Origin of the sequence: Burkholderia sp. AU16482 (genome assembly GCF_002223285.1) — a bacterium.
Lineage (GTDB): Bacteria > Pseudomonadota > Gammaproteobacteria > Burkholderiales > Burkholderiaceae > Burkholderia > Burkholderia semiarida.
Genome location: NZ_NKEY01000007.1, coordinates 369993 through 390136 on the forward strand (window position 1 = coordinate 369993; position 20144 = coordinate 390136).

19 protein-coding genes are annotated in these 20144 nt (G+C 63.1%); 7 read left to right on the top strand and 12 right to left on the bottom strand.

Annotated elements, in window-relative coordinates; translation table 11 throughout:
• Window positions 1-10: 10 nt before the first annotated feature.
• On the top strand, window positions 11-1909 hold the full coding sequence (locus tag CFB35_RS28635; protein WP_059581408.1) for a PAS domain-containing sensor histidine kinase: 1899 nt from the start codon (window positions 11-13) through the stop codon (window positions 1907-1909).
• Window positions 1906-2550, top strand: a complete 645-nt coding sequence (locus tag CFB35_RS28640) for a response regulator transcription factor (protein WP_059581405.1) — start codon at window positions 1906-1908, stop codon at window positions 2548-2550. Before CFB35_RS28635 ends, CFB35_RS28640 begins: the two co-directional genes overlap by 4 nt.
• A 120-nt stretch (window positions 2551-2670) precedes the next feature.
• Here CFB35_RS28640 and CFB35_RS28645 read toward each other — a convergent pair whose 3' ends face one another.
• From CFB35_RS28645 to CFB35_RS28690, 10 genes are all read right to left on the bottom strand, one after another.
• Window positions 2671-3999, bottom strand: coding sequence for an MFS transporter (locus tag CFB35_RS28645; RefSeq protein WP_089465886.1), 1329 nt, complete (start codon window positions 3997-3999; stop codon window positions 2671-2673).
• Window positions 4000-4498: 499 nt separating this feature from the next.
• A complete protein-coding gene (locus tag CFB35_RS28650; protein WP_089465887.1) occupies window positions 4499-5863 on the bottom strand; it encodes an FAD-dependent oxidoreductase in 1365 nt (454 codons plus the stop codon).
• A gap of 79 nt (window positions 5864-5942) precedes the next feature.
• Window positions 5943-7376 carry a catalase gene (locus CFB35_RS28655; protein WP_059581395.1) on the bottom strand — a complete coding sequence of 478 codons (1434 nt, stop codon included), beginning with the start codon at window positions 7374-7376 and terminating at the stop codon, window positions 5943-5945.
• Window positions 7377-7479: 103 nt separating this feature from the next.
• Entirely contained in the window at window positions 7480-8241 is a 762-nt protein-coding gene (locus CFB35_RS28660) for an SDR family oxidoreductase (protein ID WP_050012423.1), read from the bottom strand.
• Window positions 8242-8297: 56 nt separating this feature from the next.
• Window positions 8298-9098 carry an SDR family oxidoreductase gene (locus tag CFB35_RS28665; protein WP_059645008.1) on the bottom strand — a complete coding sequence of 267 codons (801 nt, stop codon included), beginning with the start codon at window positions 9096-9098 and terminating at the stop codon, window positions 8298-8300.
• Window positions 9099-9393: 295 nt separating this feature from the next.
• Window positions 9394-10155, bottom strand: a complete 762-nt coding sequence (locus CFB35_RS28670) for a glycine betaine ABC transporter substrate-binding protein (RefSeq protein ID WP_059581390.1) — start codon at window positions 10153-10155, stop codon at window positions 9394-9396.
• Between the two features lie 28 nt (window positions 10156-10183).
• Window positions 10184-11107 (bottom strand): DMT family transporter, encoded by a 924-nt coding sequence (locus CFB35_RS28675; RefSeq protein WP_059581387.1) that lies wholly within the window; start codon window positions 11105-11107, stop codon window positions 10184-10186.
• Between the two features lie 90 nt (window positions 11108-11197).
• Window positions 11198-11851, bottom strand: a complete 654-nt coding sequence (nfsB, locus tag CFB35_RS28680) for an oxygen-insensitive NAD(P)H nitroreductase (protein ID WP_059581384.1) — start codon at window positions 11849-11851, stop codon at window positions 11198-11200.
• Between the two features lie 36 nt (window positions 11852-11887).
• A complete protein-coding gene (locus CFB35_RS28685) occupies window positions 11888-13111 on the bottom strand; it encodes an L-dopachrome tautomerase-related protein (RefSeq protein ID WP_059581382.1) in 1224 nt (407 codons plus the stop codon).
• Window positions 13112-13173: 62 nt separating this feature from the next.
• Entirely contained in the window at window positions 13174-14181 is a 1008-nt protein-coding gene (locus tag CFB35_RS28690; RefSeq protein WP_059581379.1) for a zinc-binding alcohol dehydrogenase family protein, read from the bottom strand.
• 140 nt (window positions 14182-14321) lie between these two features.
• On the opposite strand from CFB35_RS28690, the gene CFB35_RS28695 reads away from it, so the two are divergent.
• From CFB35_RS28695 to CFB35_RS28710, 5 genes are all read left to right on the top strand, one after another.
• Window positions 14322-15254, top strand: a complete 933-nt coding sequence (locus tag CFB35_RS28695) for a LysR family transcriptional regulator (protein WP_059581376.1) — start codon at window positions 14322-14324, stop codon at window positions 15252-15254.
• Window positions 15255-15723: 469 nt separating this feature from the next.
• The gene (locus CFB35_RS28700) at window positions 15724-16092 is read left to right on the top strand and encodes a BON domain-containing protein (RefSeq protein WP_059581373.1); all 369 of its coding nucleotides are present in this window, start codon (window positions 15724-15726) and stop codon (window positions 16090-16092) included.
• Window positions 16089-16400, top strand: coding sequence for a hypothetical protein (locus tag CFB35_RS34690; protein WP_143328768.1), 312 nt, complete (start codon window positions 16089-16091; stop codon window positions 16398-16400). The genes CFB35_RS28700 and CFB35_RS34690 overlap by 4 nt, the downstream gene beginning before the upstream one ends.
• A 198-nt stretch (window positions 16401-16598) precedes the next feature.
• On the top strand, window positions 16599-17135 hold the full coding sequence (locus CFB35_RS28705; protein WP_059581370.1) for a carboxymuconolactone decarboxylase family protein: 537 nt from the start codon (window positions 16599-16601) through the stop codon (window positions 17133-17135).
• 225 nt (window positions 17136-17360) lie between these two features.
• A complete protein-coding gene (locus CFB35_RS28710; RefSeq protein WP_059582169.1) occupies window positions 17361-17648 on the top strand; it encodes a putative quinol monooxygenase in 288 nt (95 codons plus the stop codon).
• A 212-nt stretch (window positions 17649-17860) separates the two neighbouring features.
• Here CFB35_RS28710 and CFB35_RS28715 read toward each other — a convergent pair whose 3' ends face one another.
• Both CFB35_RS28715 and CFB35_RS28720 read right to left on the bottom strand, forming a co-directional pair.
• A complete protein-coding gene (locus CFB35_RS28715) occupies window positions 17861-19066 on the bottom strand; it encodes an MFS transporter (protein ID WP_059581367.1) in 1206 nt (401 codons plus the stop codon).
• 175 nt (window positions 19067-19241) lie between these two features.
• Window positions 19242-20102, bottom strand: a complete 861-nt coding sequence (locus CFB35_RS28720; RefSeq protein WP_059581364.1) for an N-acyl homoserine lactonase family protein — start codon at window positions 20100-20102, stop codon at window positions 19242-19244.
• Window positions 20103-20144: the final 42 nt, after the last annotated feature.

Here is a 20144-nt window from a genome sequence, read left to right on the forward strand (position 1 = left end):
GAGTGACTCTATGAATAACGACCGCCAGGCGGGTGACGGCCACGGCGCATACGCGGATCCGGTCATCGCTCCGGCCGAACTCGCGGCGGCGCGTGCGTCCGAGCTCGGGCCCAATCTCCAGGCGCAACTCCGGAACAGTCAGCCCGCGGTATACGCGGTCGCGATTGCGTTGGGCCTCGCGGTATTCCTTGTCGACGCGTTTGCGCCCGTCGACGTCGCCGTCGCGGTTCTGTATGTCGTCGTGGTGCTGCTGGTCGCGTCGGTCGCCTCCCAAACGGTCACCGTCGGCGTGGCCTGGGCATGCGTATCCCTGACGGTCCTCGGATTTCTTCTGGCTCAGAGCGACCAGATAGCCGTCAGTTCTCTCGCGCGCTGTATCGTGAGCGTCATCGCGATCGTGACGGTCTCGGCATTGGCGTTGCGCAATCAGAGCAGCAGGGCGACGCTGCAGAACCAGGTCGACTTGCTCAATCTGACCCACGACGCGATCGTGGTGTACGGGCTCGACGGGCGTATCCGCTTCTGGAGCAAAGGCGCGGAGCGCCTATACGGATGGAGCGCGCAAGAAGCGTTCGGGAAAGCGTTCCATGAGCTGACGCGCACCGGCGCCGCGCTGCCGATTGCCGACCTGATCGAGAAGACGGTGGCGCACGGCAACTGGCAGGGAGAGCTCACGCGCATTCGCAAGAACGGCGAGCGCGTCGTGATTTCCAGCCGATGGATCGTGTCGCGAGACAAGTCGGGCCTGCCCGTCGCCATTCTTTCCACCGATAGCGACGTCACTCAGGCGAAATCGCTGGAAGCCGAATTGCGCCGCCAGAAGGAAGAGCTCGTGGCCACCGTCGACGCGATTCCCGCGATGGTCTGGAGCACGGACGAAGACGGGCGCTTGCTGTACCTCAATCGGCGCTGGACGGATTACGGTGTGCGGACCAGTGACGGCACGGATGTATGGCGCGATATCGTTCATGCCGACGACATCGAGACGTTGCGCGCCGCGTGGCGCCAGGCGATTTCCACGGGAAGCCCGTTCGAGGTGACGGCGCGCGTCCAGCTCGGCAGCGGCGAGTATCGTTGCATGATCGTCGGTGCCGCACCTTTGCGCGGCGGAGACGGCCGGATCCTGCGCTGGTACGGCGTCAACACCGACATCGAGGCGCGCCGGCAAGCCGAGCAGGCGCTCGAGCGATCGCACGCGGAGCTCGCGCATGTCACGCGGGTAACGATGCTCGGCGAGCTGGCGGCTTCGATCGCGCATGAAGTCACCCAACCGCTGGCTGCGATAGTCACGTCAGGTGAGGCAGGGCTGCGCTGGCTGGACCACGACGTGCCAGATCTCGTCGAGGTGCGGGATTCCGTCGAGCAGATGACCGACGACGCGAGACGGGCGACGGATATCATCCGGCAGATCCGTGCGATGGCCAAGCGCAGAGACAGGGACGACGCGCTCGTCGACGTGACGTCCATCGTCGAACAATCGATCGATCTCGTGCGCCGCGAGCTTCAGATTCACGGCGTCGAGGTCGCGCAAAGCTGCGAGCCGTCGCTCTGGGTCCGCGGAGATCGTGTCCAGTTGCAGCAGGTCATCATCAACCTCCTGATGAATGCCGTTCAGGCGATGAGCGACGTCGCGGACCGCAAGCGGACCCTCGTCGTGTCGACCGGGCTGGTCGATGGCGCGAACGTGCAGGTACGCGTGGAGGATTCCGGCCCCGGCATTCGTGGCGAAGACGTCAATTCGTTGTTTACGCCGTTCTTCACCACCAAGAAGGAGGGCATGGGCATGGGGCTCTCGATTTGCCGTTCGATCGTTGAGGGGCATGGCGGCCGCATCTGGGCCGAGTCGCAAGAAAACAAGGGGGCATCGATGCAGTTCGTTCTACCGCTTGAAGGAATCACGCAGTCATGAGCCACGGTCCCGATCTCATCGCAACAAACTCCGTCGTGTACGTTGTCGACGACGACGATTCCATGCGCAAGGCGCTCGGCCGGCTGTTTCGCTCGGTTGGCTTGAGTGTCGAGCTCTTTGGCTCCGCGCAGGAGTTTCTGGATTTCGACAAGCCCGATGTGCCGAGCTGTCTGATTCTCGACGTCCGGCTCAAAGGACAGAGCGGACTGGCGTTGCAGGAGCAGATCGTCGCGGGCGACGTGCAGCTGCCGATCATCTTCATTACGGCTCATGGCGATGTCGAGATGTCGGTGAAGGCGATGAAGAACGGGGCGCTGGATTTCCTGTCCAAGCCCTTTCGCGACCAGGACATGCTCGATGTCGTCCAGAATGCATTGCTGAAGGATGAGAAGCGGCGGAAGTCGGAGAGCCGTGTCGCCGACGTGCGCCGCCGCTACCAGACGCTGACGCCGCGCGAGCGCGAGGTGATGAAATACGTCGTGAGCGGCCTCCTGAACAAGCAGATTGCCGCAGAGCTCGGATTGAGCGAAATCACCGTGAAGATCCATCGCGGCCACGCAATGCGGAAGATGGGCGCGCGAACCCTGCCCGAATTCGTGCTGGGCGCGCAATCGCTGGGGCTGGATCCCACCGCGGAGTAGCAGTACCGATCTCGACGCGCGTGAGCGCCGCGCCGCGTCAGCGCAACGGAACACGCCGGTGGGGCGATCCGGCCGCATCGCCCTGTCGATCCGGAGCGAACCGGAATCGCGGCCCGGGGGCTATCTGTTGACGATGTGTTTCGGCAACGACAGCGTCAGGCAGAAGCCCAGCAACAGGCACGCGATCATGCACGAGACGGGAAGCGCGAAGCTCCCGGACGACTGTTTGAGAACGCCGACCACATAGGGGCCGAAAAAGCCGCCGATGTTGCCGATCGCGCTGATCCATGCGATGCCGCTGGCGGCGTTGCCGGGGCCGAGAACCGCCGTGGGCATTCCCCAAAACACCGGGGGAAGAGAAAGCAATCCCGCATTCGCGATGCACAGTGCCATCACGGTAAGCCACAAATTGCCGTGCCAGACGAGGGCGAGTGTCAGCCCCAACGCTGCCAGCAAGAATAGTGCGGCGGTGTGGACGCGCCGCTCTCGGCGGCGATCCGCGCTTTGTCCGGCCGTGATCATCACGATCATCGCGAACGCGTTGGGCAGCGCCGCGATCAATCCGATGAAGAGATCCCTGCCCACGCCGAGCGACTTGATCATCGTGGGCGCCCACAGCGTGTAGCCGTAAATGCCGACGACGTCGAGGAAATAGATCAGCCCGAATACCCAAAAGATCCAGCTGCCGAACATCGCGTTGTTGTTCGCCGAAGCGGCGAGAGCACGATCTTCGGCAAGCGTTCGGGTGAGGTAGGCTCGGTCGGCCTCCGTCTCGTGGCGGCTTTGGGTGACATCGTCCTCGAGATACTTCCAGCAGAGAAGCGCGGCGACGAACGCAGGCAGCGCCTCGACCATCAACATCCATTTCCAGCCGGAAAGCCCGCCGATTCCGTCGAAATACTCCATGATGAAGCCGCTCAGCGGCGAGCCGATCAGACCGGACAGCGGCAGCGCCGCGTAGAAGGTGGACAGCACCCGCGCGCGGTGGTATCGCGGGAACGACTGGGAGATGTAATAAACGATGCCGGGCACGAGCCCGGCCTCCGCCACCCCGAGCAGATAGCGCATGACATAGAACTGCTTGGGCGTCGCGATGAAGGTGGTCAATGCCGAAACGATCGCCCACGACAGGATGATTCGCGTGAGCCATCGCTTGGCGCCCACCCGCTGCAGGATCATGTTGCTCGGAACTTCGAACACCACGTAGCCCAGCGCGAAAGTACCCGCGCCGAATCCGAACACCGCATCGGTGAAACCCAGGTCGACCCCCATCTGGAGTTTCGCGAAGCTGACGTTGATGCGGTCGACGTATGCGGCAACATACGCAAACATGAAAATGGGCAGGATTCGCAGCGCGAGATGCCGCGAAATACGATTTTCCCGCGCTTCGTCGTTCGGGTCGTTGCTATCGACCGGATGACCGGATGCGCGCGTCGCGTTCAGATCCAAGAGGTTCCCCCGTTGCTCGGCGAGCAAGGCCGCACAAATGTGTCGACATCGACGCCCGTGATCGTCGATATCGGATGCCAGCAGCAATTCATGTATCCACTCCACGACGCACGGCCGTGCCCGCACTTCGTTCGCGTCGGTAACGAGGCGCAGGCAATGCTGGATGAGGTGGAAGAACGGCGACTTTGCCCATCGTTCACTCGAGGCGTCCGGACCGGGACGCCGGTGTTGACGAAGGCATATTTTTCTCAGGGCCCGCGATCGCGGAACTGCCCGTGCGGCACATGACGGGCTGGCGTTGCGCGATTCGAACTCGTCCGGAGATTTTACCGGATAGTGTCGATCGCAGGAGAGCGGCTGTCAGCATTTTTATCGTGGCGGCGACGACTGAATTGGAAGCGCGAAAGCCGCCGCGACGCAAAGCGCGTCGTGGCGGCACGAGCATCGGGCTGGCCCCGCGTTCGGTGGGGCAAGCCAGGCAAATGGCAAAAGCACTCGCTTATTTGATGGTGGCGAAGAGCAGATTGAGGCCTTCGGCGAGAAGCGGATGGGCGATGATGGCGTCGCGCACGGACGTGTACGGCAGGTTGCCGATCATTGCCATTTGCACGACCGACATCACTTCGCCCGCCCCCGAGCCGACCATCGTGAACCCCAGGATCTGTCCGGTTTCGGGCGCCACGAGTGCCTTCATGAAGCCTCGCGTCGTTCCGTTGGTGCGGGCTCTCGGCACGGCCGCCATCGGCAATTTCGCGACGATGACGGGCGTGTTGCGCGCCTTGGCGTCCGCTTCGTTCAGGCCGATGCGCCCCAGTTCCGGATCGGTGAACAACGCGTACGGAATGATGCGCGCTGCCGTGCTGCCTGCCCGCCCTTCGATACCGGCCTTCAGTACGCGATAGTCGTCGAACGACGCGTGCGTGAACATCGGCGTGCCGGCGACCTCGCCGATCGCCCACGTTCGTTCCGCGGTGGTCGCGAGCGCGTCGTCGACCTTGATGAAGCCCCGCTCGTCGCGATCGACGCCTGCCAGATCCAGGCCGATGTCGTCGGTGACCGGCCGCCGGCCTGCCGCGACGAGTAGATGACTGCCGTCGATCGATGTGCCGTCGTCGAGCTTGACCGTGACGCCCGTACCCGACCGCCCGGTTACGCCGGCAATCCGGGCAGACAGATGCAGCGAGATGCCGTCGTCCTCGAGCGCGCGCTGGATTTCGACGCTGACGTCCTCGTCCTCGCGAATGGCGACCCGCGGTGCGTCGTGAATGAGTGCGACCTCGCTGCCGAGGCGCCGAAACGCCTGGGCCATCTCCAGGCCGATGTAGCCGCCGCCGATCACGATGAGCTTTTTCGGCAGCACGTCGAGGTTCAGCGCTTCAACGTGTGTGAGCGGGCTCGAGTCACGCAGGCCGGGCACGTCGGGAACCGCCGCCACGGTGCCGGTGTTGATATAGACGTTCTCGCCTTCGAACAGCTGTTCGGAGCCGTCGCCGGCCCGAACGAGGATGCGTCGCGGCGCGACGAACCGACCGGAACCGATCACGAGATCGAGGCCCGACTGTTCGAAAGCGCGGCGGTTGATATCCACCATGCCGTCGACGACTGCACGGACGTTCGCATGCACGCGCGCCATGTCTGCAAGATGGTGCGCGTCGGCGGACGCCGCTCGCCACGCATGCATGTTGCGCGCGTTCTGAATCAACGTCTTGCTGGGGATGCACGCGACGTTGATGCATGAACCGCCGATCATGCCGCGTTCGATGACGGCGACGCGCTTGCCGCTTCGGGCGAGGTCCATCGCCAGGGATTTTCCGCCCTTGCCGCCGCCGAGGAACAGATATTCGTATTGCTTCGCGCTTTCCATAACGTTACTCCTTGATTAATCCGACAGGCGAATCCGCGAGATCGACGCGCGACGTCCGCTCGGCGCGCGCACGCCGGCCTTACTCGGCCCAGATCGCAGTGCGGACACCGGCGGCATACGCCGGATCGATGCGCTCGAGATGGGCGAGCACTCTGTCGACCACGTCCTGCGGGACGCCGCTGATCGCCCGCCCGATGTTGGCGAACAGTCTCTCCTTCTGGTCGGCGCTGAACAGACGGAACAGCGCACGGGGCTGGCTGTAATAGTCGTCATCGTCACGATGGTCGTAACGGTCGACCGTGCCTGCCTGCACCGGCGGTTCGGCCGCTGCTGGATTCGCGGCGAAGTCGCCTTGACGGCTGGGTTCGTAGTTCACGGTGCTGCCGAGGTTGCCGTCGACACGCATCGCGCCATCGCGATGGAACGAGTGAAACGGGCAGCGCGGTGCGTTGACGGGGATCTGGTGATGATTGATGCCGAGCCGGTAGCGCTGCGCGTCGCCGTACGAAAACAGCCGCCCCTGAAGCAGGCGGTCCGGCGAAAACCCGATTCCGGGTACGACGTTCGCCGGCGTGAACGCGGCCTGCTCGACGTCCGCGAAATAGTTCTCGGGGTTCCGGTTCAGCTCGATCGTCCCGACGTCGATCAGCGGGTAATCGTTGTGCGGCCAGACTTTGGTGATGTCGAACGGGTTGTACGGCACTTTCGATGCGTCCGCTTCCGGCATCACCTGGATGCGGAAATGCCATCTCGGGAAGTTACCGTGTTCGATCGCCTCGTAGAGATCGCGCTGCGCGGACTCGCGATCCTGACCGACCACGCGAGCGGCTTCCGCATCCGTATAGTTTTCGATGCCTTGTGCGGACTTGAAATGGAACTTCACGTAGAAGCGTTCGTTCGCCGCGTTGACGAACGAGAACGTGTGCGAGCCGAAGCCGTGCATTTGCCGGTAGTTCTTCGGGATGCCTCGATCGCTCATCAGGATCGTGACCTGATGCAGCGACTCGGGATGGCGCGACCAGAAATCCCACACCGCGACGTTGTTGCGCATGTTCGTCCGCGGATCGCGCTTTTGCGTGTGGATGAAATCCGGAAACTTGAGCGGATCCCGCACGAAGAACACGGGCGTGTTGTTGCCGACGATGTCCCAGTTCCCTTCCTCCGTGTAGAACTTGATCGAGAAGCCGCGCACGTCGCGCTCCGCGTCGGCGGCGCCGCGCTCGCCCGCGACCGTCGAGAATCGCATGAAAACCGGCGTTTCCTTGCCAACCTGGTCGAAGACCTTGGCTTTCGTGTAGCGCGAGATGTCGTGCGTGACCTTCAGCGTTCCGAAGGCGCCCGATCCCTTTGCGTGTACGCGACGCTCGGGAATCACCTCGCGGTCGAAATGGGCCAGCTTTTCAACGAGCCACATGTCCTGCAGTACGACCGGGCCACGCGCGCCGGCGGTCATCGAGTTCTGGTTGTCGGATACGGGGGCGCCGGCGGCGGTCGTCAGGCTCTTGTCGGACATTGTTGTCAGCCTCAAGTCGTTTGTCGTTCGGTGAGTGATCGAATTGCGGGGGGCGGAAGGCGGCGTCGCAGGGCCACCCTCCGGAGTCCTTCTTCGCGGCGGCTCAGGCTACCGGAATGGGGTTCTCGACGAGCGCCTGATTGAACTGATCGACGAACGCATACTCGTCGGGGCCGACGTTGTTACGCAGCGGCTGCGCCATCTCGACCACGACTTCCGTCGTCGCGGTTTCGAGACGCTGGATCGTCTCGGCGATGAAGGCGTCCAGCGGCATTGCTCGCGGATCACCGCTCTTGTGGATCAGATCCGTGTCGACCCACGGCGGGGCGATTTCCAGCACGCGGACACTCGTATTGCGCAACGCAAAGCGTTGCGACATCGTGTACGAATGAATGGCCGCCTTCGTCGCGGAGTAGAGCGCCGTGGCGGCAAGCGGGACGAATGCCAGTACGGAGCTGTTGTTGATGATGAACGACTCGGGTTGCGCCTTCAGATGTTCGACGAGCGCGGCGCTGACACGCACCGGGCCGAGCAGGTTCGTGTTCACGAGCCGGACGGCTTGCGCGTCGTCCAGCGCACCGCCGGCGTCATCGAACGGCATGATGCCCGCGTTGTTGATCACGACGTTCAGCGTCGGATAGTCCGCGATCAGCTGTCGCGCGACACGCTCGATCTGCGTGGGGTCGCCGACATCCAGCTCCACGGTGTCGATACCCGGATTGGCCCGAGCGATCTCGTCCAGCAACGCCTTGCGACGCCCCGCGACAATGACCTTGTTGCCACGCTTGTGAAGGTTTTCTGCGAAAGCGCGGCCGATACCCGACGTGCCGCCGGTGATGAAGACAGTGTTTCCGGTGAGTTTCATGATCGGAGTTCCTTTGAATGGACGACTGGAGCGGTTGCGAAAATGGTTTGCTGCGTTTATTGCGCGACGGCGTAACGCGCCGCGGGGGTATTGCTCGAGAGATGGGGAATCATCACGCGGCGGGCGGCGTCGTATGCGGCCCATTCTTCTCCTGCGTGCAGGGATGGAATCGTGACGAGTTCCTGACGGTCGAAGCCGGTCAGCGCTGCGTCGACCATGTCGGAAGCCGACATGACGATCTCCTTCGGGAGGTTGTCCAGCGGGAGCCCGCCAATCTCCCAGAATTCCGTCGCCGTCGCGCCCGGGAGAACGGCCTGAACCTGCACGCCCTTGTCTGCCAGTTCGTGATGAAGGGACTGCGTGAACGCGAGCGTGAATGCCTTGCTTCCGCCATACACGCCGTTCAGCAGCTCGGGCCCGATCGCAACGATGGACGAGATGTTGATGATCGCGCCGTGGCCGCGAGCGACGAAGCCGGGCGCTGCTGCATAGGTGAGACGCGTCAGCGCCGTGACGTTGAGATCGATCATGCGCGTCATTGCGTCGACGTCGCTTTCGAGCAGCGGCTTATGCGTGCCGACACCGGCATTGTTCACGAGCAGCGTGATGCTCGCGTCCGTGCGCAGCTTCGCTTCGATGGCGGCCAGCGCGCGCGAATCGCCGAGGTCCGCGGCGATCACTTCGACACTGCGCTGCGTGTCGTCGGTAATGCGCTTCGCAAATGCGTCGAGCCGATCCTTGTTGCGTGCAACGAGAATCAGATCGAACCCGCGGCGTGCGAGTCGTTCGGCATAGACCGCACCGATACCCGACGATGCGCCCGTGATCAGTGCGGTGCCTTTGTGTGCTTGCGTCATGATGTTGTTCCGTCGATGGTTACGAAGTGAATGACATCTGCCGGGAAACGCCGAGCCGGTTGCGTCATCTCGGCCGGCTCGTTTCAGTCTTCTGTTTCTCGGCGATTGCGATGTAGTGCGATGCAGTTTATTGGCGAGGCGACGTGTCGATCAACGCGCTCCGCCCATAAAGTCATTTCACTTACTCCGAATATTCGTTCGCGCGAACTGCATAACGGCCGTCGACGTTCGCGGCGGTTTCGGTCGATACGCGTCGTCTACGCGTTCGTCACCGACGGTGCTCGCCCGTGGCGCCTCAGGTCGTTCGCGGCGAGCCGGTGCGTGAGAGGACATGGTCCAGACGGCTCGTTTCCCGGTTGCCGAGGCTGAGAGTGCGCAGTTCGGACAATGCGGCCAACGGGATCGCGTCAAGCGACGCATTTCTGACGATCAACGTGGCGTCGTCCGTGCCGCCGAGCAGACCCTTCGGGTCCTTGAGTTCGCGAATGGTGTATTGCTCGTGAAGGTACTGTGGAGTCCAAAGCGGAACCACCACCCACCGGCGTGCGGCGACGGCCTCCTCGAAGGCGCGTACACAATCGTCGAGCGTGCCGTTTTCGAAGTGATACCCTGCGTCCGCCAGGCCGTACTGCGCGACGATTTCGCGGGAAAATCTGCTGATGCCCGCGCCGGGATTGATGCCCTGAATCCGCTTCACCATCCGTGACGCCACATCCGGCCGTTTCAGATCGGAGATGGAGCTCACCGCGCTTTCGGGCACATAGTCGGGTACGCCCCACAATGCATATGGCCGGTAAAGGACGGTGATCTTGTGCACGTCCTGCTCGAACGGAGCGAGGTAGAGACTATGACTGCTCGGGAGCCACGCGCTGCTCAGCATGTCGGCTCGCCCTTCCCGCAGAATCCGGAAGGCTTCTTCGTGCGGTGCGAATATTTCGTCGACCGTTACGCCATGCTCGTTCAATATCCGCCGCACGACGCCGGAGGCCGCGCGATGGAACGACAGGTCGATGGTAACGAGCGTGAGTCTGGGTTGAGTCGGGTCGAGATCGACCATGGCATTCTCCTGGTTCAGACGATCAAGGTCAGCGTGATGCGATAGAGAGCGCGATGCCGGCCACGATGAGAACGACGCTTGCCGCAAGCCCCATCGTGAGATGCTCGTGAAGAAAGAGGACCGACGTCATGAGGCCGACGACGGGAACGCCTAACATCGCCGTCGCCATGCTCGTGCTCGACATGCGCGTGTTGGCGGCATTCACCGCGCAAAAGCAAAATGCCGTTGCAATCGGACCGATGTAGATCAGCGCCGACGTCAGGCTGAGGCTGCCGTCGCCCGTGTAGGGCCCCTCGAGCACTCTGGCAAGCACGGCGAGCGGTACGGCGGCAACGAGCATTTGCCAGGGCGCGAGCACGTAGGCGCTCGACGCGCTGCGGAAATGCCGGAGATGAAGAATGCAGACCGCCCAGCACAGCGACGCGCCGAGCAGCATGACGTGCGCGACAACGGCCTGACGATCGTGCCAGTCGACATCGAGCGGATTGAAGAGCAGCAGCACCCCGGCCACGCCAAGTGCCGTGCCGAATGCTTTACGCACGGACAGGTGCTCGCGAAATGCCAGCACCGACGCGGGCGTCACCCAGATCGGCGTCGTATAGGCGAGCACGGCGGAACGGCCGGCGCTCACGTGGTGCAGCGCGACGGCGCTCATCGCGGTGAACGCCAACATCTGAAGCAAGCCGACACTGGCGAGAAACGGCAGGTCGGCGCGCTTCGGCAAGCGCAGCGTCCCGGTCGCAGCCTGCACGACGAACAGGCACAGCGCCCCGGATGCGAACCGTGCTGCCGACAGCCACAGCGGTGTGACGTGCGCCAGGCCGAGCTTCATCGCCGGCCAGTTCGCGCCCCACAACAAAATCGCCGCGCCCAATAACAGCGCACCGCCATATCTGGACGAGGGCACGGTCGCGGTGCGGCCGTGCGTGTCCATCCGAATCAACTCGGACATGATGACGCTCCTCGAAGTCGTGCAGCCGAGCGTGCGCGAAACGGTAGCTCGGAACGCTTGCCGCGCGGGCGGCAAGCCTGCTTCGGGTGATCAAATGAATGTGAATATCCGTTCGCGCGGCAGCCGCGATTTGGGCAGATCCGCGTTGAAGTCGTCGCCGCTGCGAAAACCCAGGGACACGATGACGACGCTCGTCAGGCCTCGTTCGCGCAGGCCGAGGCTTGCATCGAGCGCGCGGCTGTCGAACCCTTCCATCGGCGTTGCATCGACGCCGAGGACCGCCGCGCCGAGCAGCAGGCCGCCCAGCGCCAGATAGACCTGCTTTTCCATCCATTGCGGCGTATCGCGCAGCTCGTATTTGTGCATGTCGACGTACGAGCGGCGGCTCTTGTTCTGCGCGGCGCGCATTTCGGCGGTCTTGAATCGACCATCCACCGATTCGCGCTCCAGAATGGCCTGAAGGTGTTCGTCGTCCATGTCGGTCCGCATGCACATCGCGATGACGTGCGATGCGTTGACGACCTTGGCCTCGTTGTACGCGTAGGCGCCCGTTGTGGCGGCCGCGATGCGCGCGCGGCCTTCCGGTGTCGCGGCCACCACGAAATGCCACGGTTGGGAATTCACCGAGGACGGCGACTGGTGAAGCAGCGACAGCAATGTTTCGACCTGCGCGGCGGGAAGCGACTTGCCGCCCTCGAAGGCTTTGACGGTATGGCGGGCATGAATGGCGTCGGCGAGATTCATGTGCGGGACTCCGGTTGTCGGCGATGGCGAAAGGGATTAACGGGTCGGTGCGGGACCTGCGCCGATGCGTACGCGGAACAATGCGTACGGCTTCTGGCGCTCGTCCTTGCCGCCGTGGAATACCGGTTGGCGGTGAAGCTGGTTCGCGGTGAAGTAGAGGTAACCGTCCGGGCCGACCGACAGCGTGTCGGGCCAGAGCACGCGCGGATCGTGCAGGATCGTCTGCCATTCGCCGCCCGGTTCGAGTTTGCGAATCGAGTTGTGCTCGTAATCGCCGGCATAGACATTGCCGTTCGCGTCGCTGGCAAGACCGTCGGACGCTCCTTTCTCCCCGAGATCCTTCACCGCGGCCGCCAGTTGCGCGTCGCTGATCGACGGATCGCGCAGCATCGCGGTCGGAATCGAGTAGAGATGGCGGCTCGACAGCGGGCAGTAGTAGAGGGTCTGGCCGTCCGCGGAGAGCGCGATGCCGTCGGACGCCACGGAAAAGGGCTTGGTGGTCCCGTTCGGGTCGCGGACTTTCAACGACTGGCCTTCGACGACCGGGACGAAGCGAGGATCCGCCGACGTCGACACGTCGCCGGTCAGGCGGCGCATCGCCTTTCCGCTGTCGAGGTCGATCACGATCAGGCCGCCGATGCCCGACAGCGAGGAGTCGGTCACGTAAGCGACCCCGGCCTTTCCGATGCGAAAATCGAAGCGCATGTCGTTCACATAGGTCTGGGCGCGCATCACGTTCGCGGGGAACACGATCGTCTTGACGACGCGGTTGGTTGCGAGATCGATGGCGACGAGCTTCGCGCCGCCCGCGACCGGCTCCGAAAAGTTCGGTGCGGCGGTATCCAGAACCCAGAGCTTGCCGTGACCGTCGGCAACGACGCTTTGGACACTCAGGAAGTGCGTGGACGGGTGCGCCGCATCGGCATGGTTGATCTCGGCGTTTGGATAGGCGACGACGCGGCCGTCACGCAACTCGCCAACGGTGAAAGGCACGGCGTCGCCCCAGCGCGGGAAATTGACGAAAATCCGGCCGTTCTCGGCAACCGTCACGCCGGTGGGCATGGGGCCGGAAAAGGTGGCCACCGTGTCCATCGCGCCGATGGTGCGGTCGGTCGCCTGAACCGCCGGCGCCGTTGCCGGCGCGGACGGTTGCGCCAACACCGGGTTGACCAGCAGCGTGAAACTCAAGCCGGCTGCCAGTGCGGTTGCGGTCCGGCGGAGGGAAGTGAATCTCGTGATGCGTCGATGCGGGAAGTGCATGTTTGTTCTCCGGTCTTGTTCAGCATTTTCGGAATGGCGATACAGGGCGTCGTCGGCGTGCGTCAGAAGCCTTCCAGCACGATCTTTCCTCGCGCGCGACCGCTCTCGATGAGGGCATGGGCGCGCCGGAGATTTTCGGCATTGACGGTTCCGAAGTGATCGGCCATGGTCGTGCGCAACGTACCGTCGTCGATCAGGGTGGAGACGCGATCGAGGATTTCGTGCTGCCTGACCATGTCCGCGGTTTCGAACAGCGATCGCGTGAACATGAGTTCCCAATGAAGCGAAATCGACTTGCGTTTGAGCGGCATCGCGTCCAGCGTGTCGGGGTCGTCGATCACGGCAAGTCGGCCCTGCGGCGCCAGCGCCTCGACGAGCTGCGCGTAATGGACGTCCGTCTGAGTGAGGCTGGCGACGTAGCGCACTTGCGGGGCGCCGATGCGGCGCAGCCCCTCGAGTAGCGGCTGCGTATGGTCGATGACGTCGTGTGCACCGAGCGCTTGCGCCCATGCGCGCGTTTCGGGGCGAGACGCCGTCCCGATTACACGCAGCCCCGTCAGTTGACGCGCCAGTTGCGTCAGCATGGAGCCGACGCCGCCGGCCGCACCGACGATCAGCAATGCATCGCCGGCACCGGCGCCCTCGGCGATCCCGAGGCGATCAAAGAGCAGTTCCCACGCCGTCAGCGACGTAAGCGGCAACGCTGCTGCTTGAGCATCGGAGAGCGTCGCAGGCTTGCGGCCTGCAATACGCTCGTCGACGAGAACATATTGCGCATACGCGCCGGGCCGGGCGATCGAGCCCGCGAAGAAAACCTTGTCTCCCGGAGCGAACATGGAAACGTTGCTTCCGATTGCCTCGACGGTTCCGACGGCGTCCCATCCCAGGATCCGCGGCTGCTCGGTGGGTGACCCCATACGAACCTTCGTGTCGACGGGATTGACGGCGATCGCGTCGACCTTCACCAGCAAGTCGCGCGGCTCGGCTTCGGGCTTGGACACCTCGGCATCGAGAAGGGACTCGGGATGGTCCGCGGGCAGGCCATGCTGTGTATAGACAACCGCTTTCATGGATGAACTCCGAATGATGGTTGAGTGGCGCTGGGCTGCTCGCTGCAGACCGGGCGCCAGCGTGTGAGTGAAATACTGCTCGACCTCGACTGCGGGAAAAACGCGTTACATTAGGGAGGACTTTCACTCCAGGAATGAAAATGGTGCGGCTCGAGGACCTTCAACTATTCGTGAGAGCCGCGGCGCTCGGCAGCTTCTCGAATGCGGCGAGGGAAGCCGATCTGCTGCCAGGGCAAGTGAGCGCCGCGATTCAAAGGCTCGAGCGCGAGCTGGATACCCGTCTCTTTGCACGCTCCACCCGAAGCCTGAAACTCACCGCGGAAGGCGAGCAGTACCTGCCCTATGCGGAGGAAGTGCTTTCCATGGTTCACGAGGGGCGTGAGCGGTTGCACGGAGGAAAGCACGCGTTGCAAGGTACGTTGCGAATCGCCGCACCGTCGGATATCGGACGCAATGCATTGCTTTCCTGGCTCGGCGTGTTCCGCGATGCGCATCCGAAGCTGGTGCTGAAGCTTTCGTTGTCCGACTACGTGACCGACGTATTTCGCGATCCGGTGGACGTGGCTATCCGCTATGGCGCGCCGGAGGCCGCAAGCTACGTCGCGCTTCCGCTCGCCGAAAGCAATCGAAGAGTGCTCGTCGCCGCTCCGGAATACGTGAAACGGCACGGCGCGCCTGCGTCGCTCGACGAGCTCGTTTTGCACGACTGTTTGCCCTACGTGCTCGGTGGGCGTGTCTACGATCGCTGGCTGTTCCCCGCAAGCGGCGTGAGGCGGCAGGTCACGGTGAAGGGTGTGCTGCTGTGCGACGATGCCGAAATCGCGCGGCGCTGGGCTGTCGAGGGCAGGGGCATTGCCTACAAATCCTGGCTCGATGTCCATGACGACGTCAGAGCGGGGCGCCTGACAGTATTGCTGCCCGATCAGCGAGGCGAGGCGGCTCCGCTGAGCCTCGTGTGTCCGCATCGTCGCCAGTTCTCGCCGGCGGTCAGATACCTTCATGCGCACCTCCGCGAACGAATTTCGCCGATGATCGCCGCGATGCGCGACTACGTTGGCGACGCGATGGAGTAGCACGGCCTTTTTAGCCGCGCGAGCCGTGACGTGCGGAGGTGAATGGAGAACGACGCGCAACGGAGTATTCATCAGCTTCTCGGCTCCAATTCGGGACGCTGTCTGGTCCCCAGGTTTCGTTAACGTCCAGTCGCGATAGTCCACGGCAACCGGGTTCCCGCTGGCAGATCGCCCACGTTCGAGCGTCGTTCAGGCGCCTTTCGGGTCATCGGGCAACACATGCAGCCAGTTTGGCGTTTCGGAGTTGCCCGGAAAATCGTCTCGCCGTGTATTCGAGCTAGTCGAAAATAGTCAATGCACCTATGCGCAGGTATAGGTGGCTTGCGAGCATCGGCGCGGGAAGGCGAAGAACGCGCGCTGAAAGCTGTTTTCAGGGAGAGGCCATTGAGGTCGGCCCATTGTCTTCCTACCATTCACTCGGGTTTTATCCCTTGATAACTTTACGTTCACGTTGGTTAAGGAGAGTGTGATGAAGAAAACGATCGCGTCGATGCTGTATGTCAGCTATTTGGCCTTCGGTATTTCAGCCCATGCGGCGGAGCAGAATACCGCTCCGCCGCCGGAGCAGGTCGTCAGCCAGAAAGAAGTGACGAAGAGTGAAAAGAAGGCGCAACACGCGGCCGATCGCGCGCTGTCGCGGAAAATCGTATGGGCGCTGTCGAAAACGAAAGGATTGAATGCAATCAACGTGCGGGTGCTCGCTCGCCGGGGAGCCGTGACCCTGACCGGATACGTGCCCGACAGCGAGCAAGTCCAGCTTGCCGGCGATAGCGCCGCGCGGGTCGCGGGCGTGACGTCCGTCGCCAACAATGTGGTGCCGGGCGAACCGGGCCGTTGATTGCCTTCACCGGAGGCCGACGTGCGCGTACCGATGCGTTCGCGCGTCGCTCGGTGTTCGCGGCGGCTCGAAGGCCGAGTTCCGATTTTGAATGTTGCATGGCGCCATGCACGGAAAACGGGTGTGTTCGTCGCGCCGAAATAACGTCCTTTTTGCCGGGTAATTGGTGGGTCGATATCGCGACCGACACGTTCATGACGTGCCTGAAAATGAATGATCTGAAGGCGAAACGGGCCGGCCCCGATGTTGACGAGCAAAGTCAGTTTTTCGGTAAATCGCATTCAAATTCAAGCGGCGAATTTTTATGATGACAAATGCTGCGATTAAATCGGGTCGTGGGTTTTCGATGTCGATAATTGTCGTGCGCGTTGCGTGACGCGACCTATTCGGCATTTGGCGCGGTTATCTGGCAGTAAAACCAGGGGCGCGGGCTCCGACTCGTCATCGTCGCTATCCTGCCGGCCGTTTCCGGTCGGTACTTCGTTATCCAACTCGTTGAGAGATATATGACACGCTTGACTACCCTGAAGCCGTCGGAAGCTACCGGCGAAACCGCAGCTGTGTTCGGTCAGATCAAGGCCGCACTTGGGAAGGTCCCGAACGCCTACGCGACCATCGGCACGCACAGCCCGGCCGGTCTTTCGGCCATGTTGAACGTCGATGCGGCGATCGCGGCAAGTTCTCTGGATCAGGCCGACATTGAAACGGTGCGCCTTGCGGTAAGCGCGCTGTCCGGTTGCGACTATTGCCTGGCCGCTCATACGATGCTCGGCAGGATGTCGGGTCTCACGCCGGAGGTGATGAAGAATATCCGCGCCGGTCGCGCGTCGGGGGAGGCCCGGCGTGATGCGCTGCTCTCGTTCGTGCGATCGATCGCGACGACGCGCGATACCGTGCCCCAGGGCGTGCTGGAGGCGGTGCTGGACGCGGGGTATACCGAGCGGCAGGTCATCGAGATCATCCTGGTCATGACATCGATCACCTTCACCAACCTGGTGAACCGCGTGAACGACACTACGCTGGACTTTCCGGCAGTCGACTGAACGTGTCGGGCGTCGGCTCGACTGACGGCCAATGCCCGGTGTCGTTCCGGAACGCCACACAGCGCCCGTCGGGCGCTGTGTGCATTGACGCTCGCGAAGCAGTTGGAAGACTGAATGAGCGACGGGGCGCCATGCGGACGAACCGATCCGTCCGATCGTGTCGTCGTACTGGCGTGTCAAACGAAAGCAGATGCTCGAAAGATCCCTTTACGATGGAGAATGAAAATGTCAAAGCAGTTTGTCGTTGCCACGATTACCGCGGATCCGCAACACGCGAAGGCGGTGGAAGCGGCGTTGTTGGCGGCCGTACCGGCCGTCCGGACCGAGGATGGGTGCGAGCAGTATGAGCTGCATCGCGACCGCGAGGCGGCTCATCGCTTTACGATGATCGAGCGATGGCGGGACGAACGTGCGCTGAAGGTCCACGGCGAAGCACCGGCGTTCCAGAACCTGGCGCGCGAACTCGCGGGCAAGGCGACGCTCGATGTCGTGCTGCTCGAGAAAGTGATCTAGGCGAACCGAAATCATTCTGGAACAAGCCGGCGGCCGGATCGATTTCCGGCCGCCGTTATTTTTCGTTCGTTCGATCGAGGCCGGACGTCGCGTGCGCGACGTCGATCATCGAACGAGCAGCGCGAGTACGGGCGCGACGAGTGCGGTCAGGACGCCGTTCATTCCGATGGCCTGCTCGCGTATCCGCGGGCCGGTGCCTTGTCTCGATCGCGTCATGATTGAAGCGATTCCCGACACCCGGCCGCGCAGGCCTTCGCGTTGACCGACGCACGGGACACGAGCAGGCTGCCGGTCGCCAGCGCGAGAAACACCAGTGAACTGCCGATCGACCCTGTCAAACCGAACGCGGGATACACCCACCCCGCGACGGCGGAGCCGACGCCGATGCCGCAAAACACGAAGGATGCGGTCAAGGCCAACGCAATGCCCCGCCATTGCGGTACGAGTTCGACGATGCGCCGTTGCTGTGAAGGCCACAGCAGGTCGGTCGCGAACGCCCACGCCGTCAGTGCGACAAAAAGCAGGTGCAGGCTCGGGGGCGTGAACCAGAGAAACACCAGGTCCGCTGCAAGCAGGGCGAGGCCGGCGAGCAGCATCGTTTCCGCGCTATGGCGCCGCGCGGCGCGCGTCACGAACAGGTTGCCCGCGACGCCGGCGACGCCGAGCACCACGAGCGAGGTCGACACCATGTCGGCGCCTGCGTGGAATACGTCGCGAATGATGGGTGCGATAAAAGCGTACGTCGAATAGACGCCGGCCGCGATGAAGAACACGACCAGAAATGCACTGAGCGTAGCGGTGCGCGTCAGAAGAGAGACCATCGTTGCGAATTCGATGTTCTCGCCCCTGCTGGTGTCGGGTACGGCCCATACGATGAGCGCGGCGGTCACGGCGCCGGCGAGTCCGACGGCGACGAAGAGCGACCGTGCGCCCCATGCGTGCGCGATCCATGCGGACAGCGGCATGCCGACCAGGCCGGCGACGCTCAAGCCGAGCAGCACGGTGGCAATCGCGCTGCCCTGCTGGTCGCGCTCGACGAGGCTGGAACCCAAGGCGCCGAGCACGGGGCCGATGAAACCCGCGCCGAGCCCCATCAGCACGCGCGACAGCAGCAGCACGGGATAATTCGGCGCGGCCGCCAGCAGGAGGGCAGCCGTACTGAACAGCGCCAAGCCGAGCAGGACCTGGCGACGGCGTCGCAGATGTCCAAAACCGACTTGCAGCAGCGGAGCGGCGAAAGCGAACGTCACACCGAACACGGTAACGAGGTAAACGCTTTGCGAATCGGCGAGCCCCCATTGACGCGATATCGAGTCGAGGCTGCCGACGACGGAGAGCGCGCCCGTCGCCTGTACGAAGTACGCGAGGCTGAGGGTGTGGAGTGCGCGCGCCGTCCGCGCGGAAAAGGGCGTAGTCATGAGAGAGTCCTTTCGAGGCTTGAGAAGCACGCGGCGCCGCAGACGAGACGGCCGCGCACCGATCAACCGACTACCTGCCGAGCGTGTGCAGAACCAGCGTGGCCGCGGCGTGGAATGCGCCCGCGGCGACAATCAACAGTCCGAACGTTCGACGCAGAAGGCCGGGCATCTGGGTTCAACCCTGCGTCAATGGCGTGTAGTTCGACGCCTTCGTGACATCGGCCCGCGGGTTCGAGATGGCGTTTTCCATCAGGCCGACTACCTTCCCGCCGCTCACCAGCGCGGGCACGTCGTGGCTTGGCAGCAGGAAGCGGCTCGTTGCAAGCGCGCGCTTGATCGCGCGCTTCTCGTCGAGCGTCGACATCGCGCGGTTCGCGGTAATGGTGGGTTCGTGCGCGGCCTGGTCGAGGATCGGGTCGATCAACTGATCCTTCAGGTTGTAGGCGATGTCGCCGCAGATGTTGGCAATGCCTTCGTCGGTTTCGACGAGCACCGACAGCGAACCCGGCGTATGGCCACCGGAGAGACGGACCGCGACGCCCGGAATGACCTCTTCCTCGAACGTGCCGTCCACGTCGAACAGCCGGATTGCGCCGCGCGTATGCAGGCGGTCGATCAGATGCTTCGTATCGGCCGCGGTGTACATCAGCGGGCCCATGATCCCGGATGCCGCGAATTCCAGCTCGCGACGCGAGATACCGACGGTTGTCGTCATGGGAAATCGGTCGGTCATGCCGACGTGATCGATATGTGCGTGCGTATGGACGATGTGACGGATGTCGCTCATCTTCAGGCCGTGTTGAGCGAGGTGATACTCGATCGTCATCTCTGGCGTGACTTCGTAGGGCAGACCGAATTCAGCGTACTGCTCGACGCTGCGCGAACCCGTATCGACGAGCACGGGATGCGCGCCACCCGTGATCAGAAACCCGAGCACCGGTATCGTCACCTGCTTGCCGGGTTCGCGAAACAGGACGAGGCCGCTCGAATCGAGCGACATGTTGCCGAAGTTGATCGGGTGAATCTTCAAGCTCATGGCTGCTCTCCGCTGTAGATCGGTACTTTATTGAACCGATCG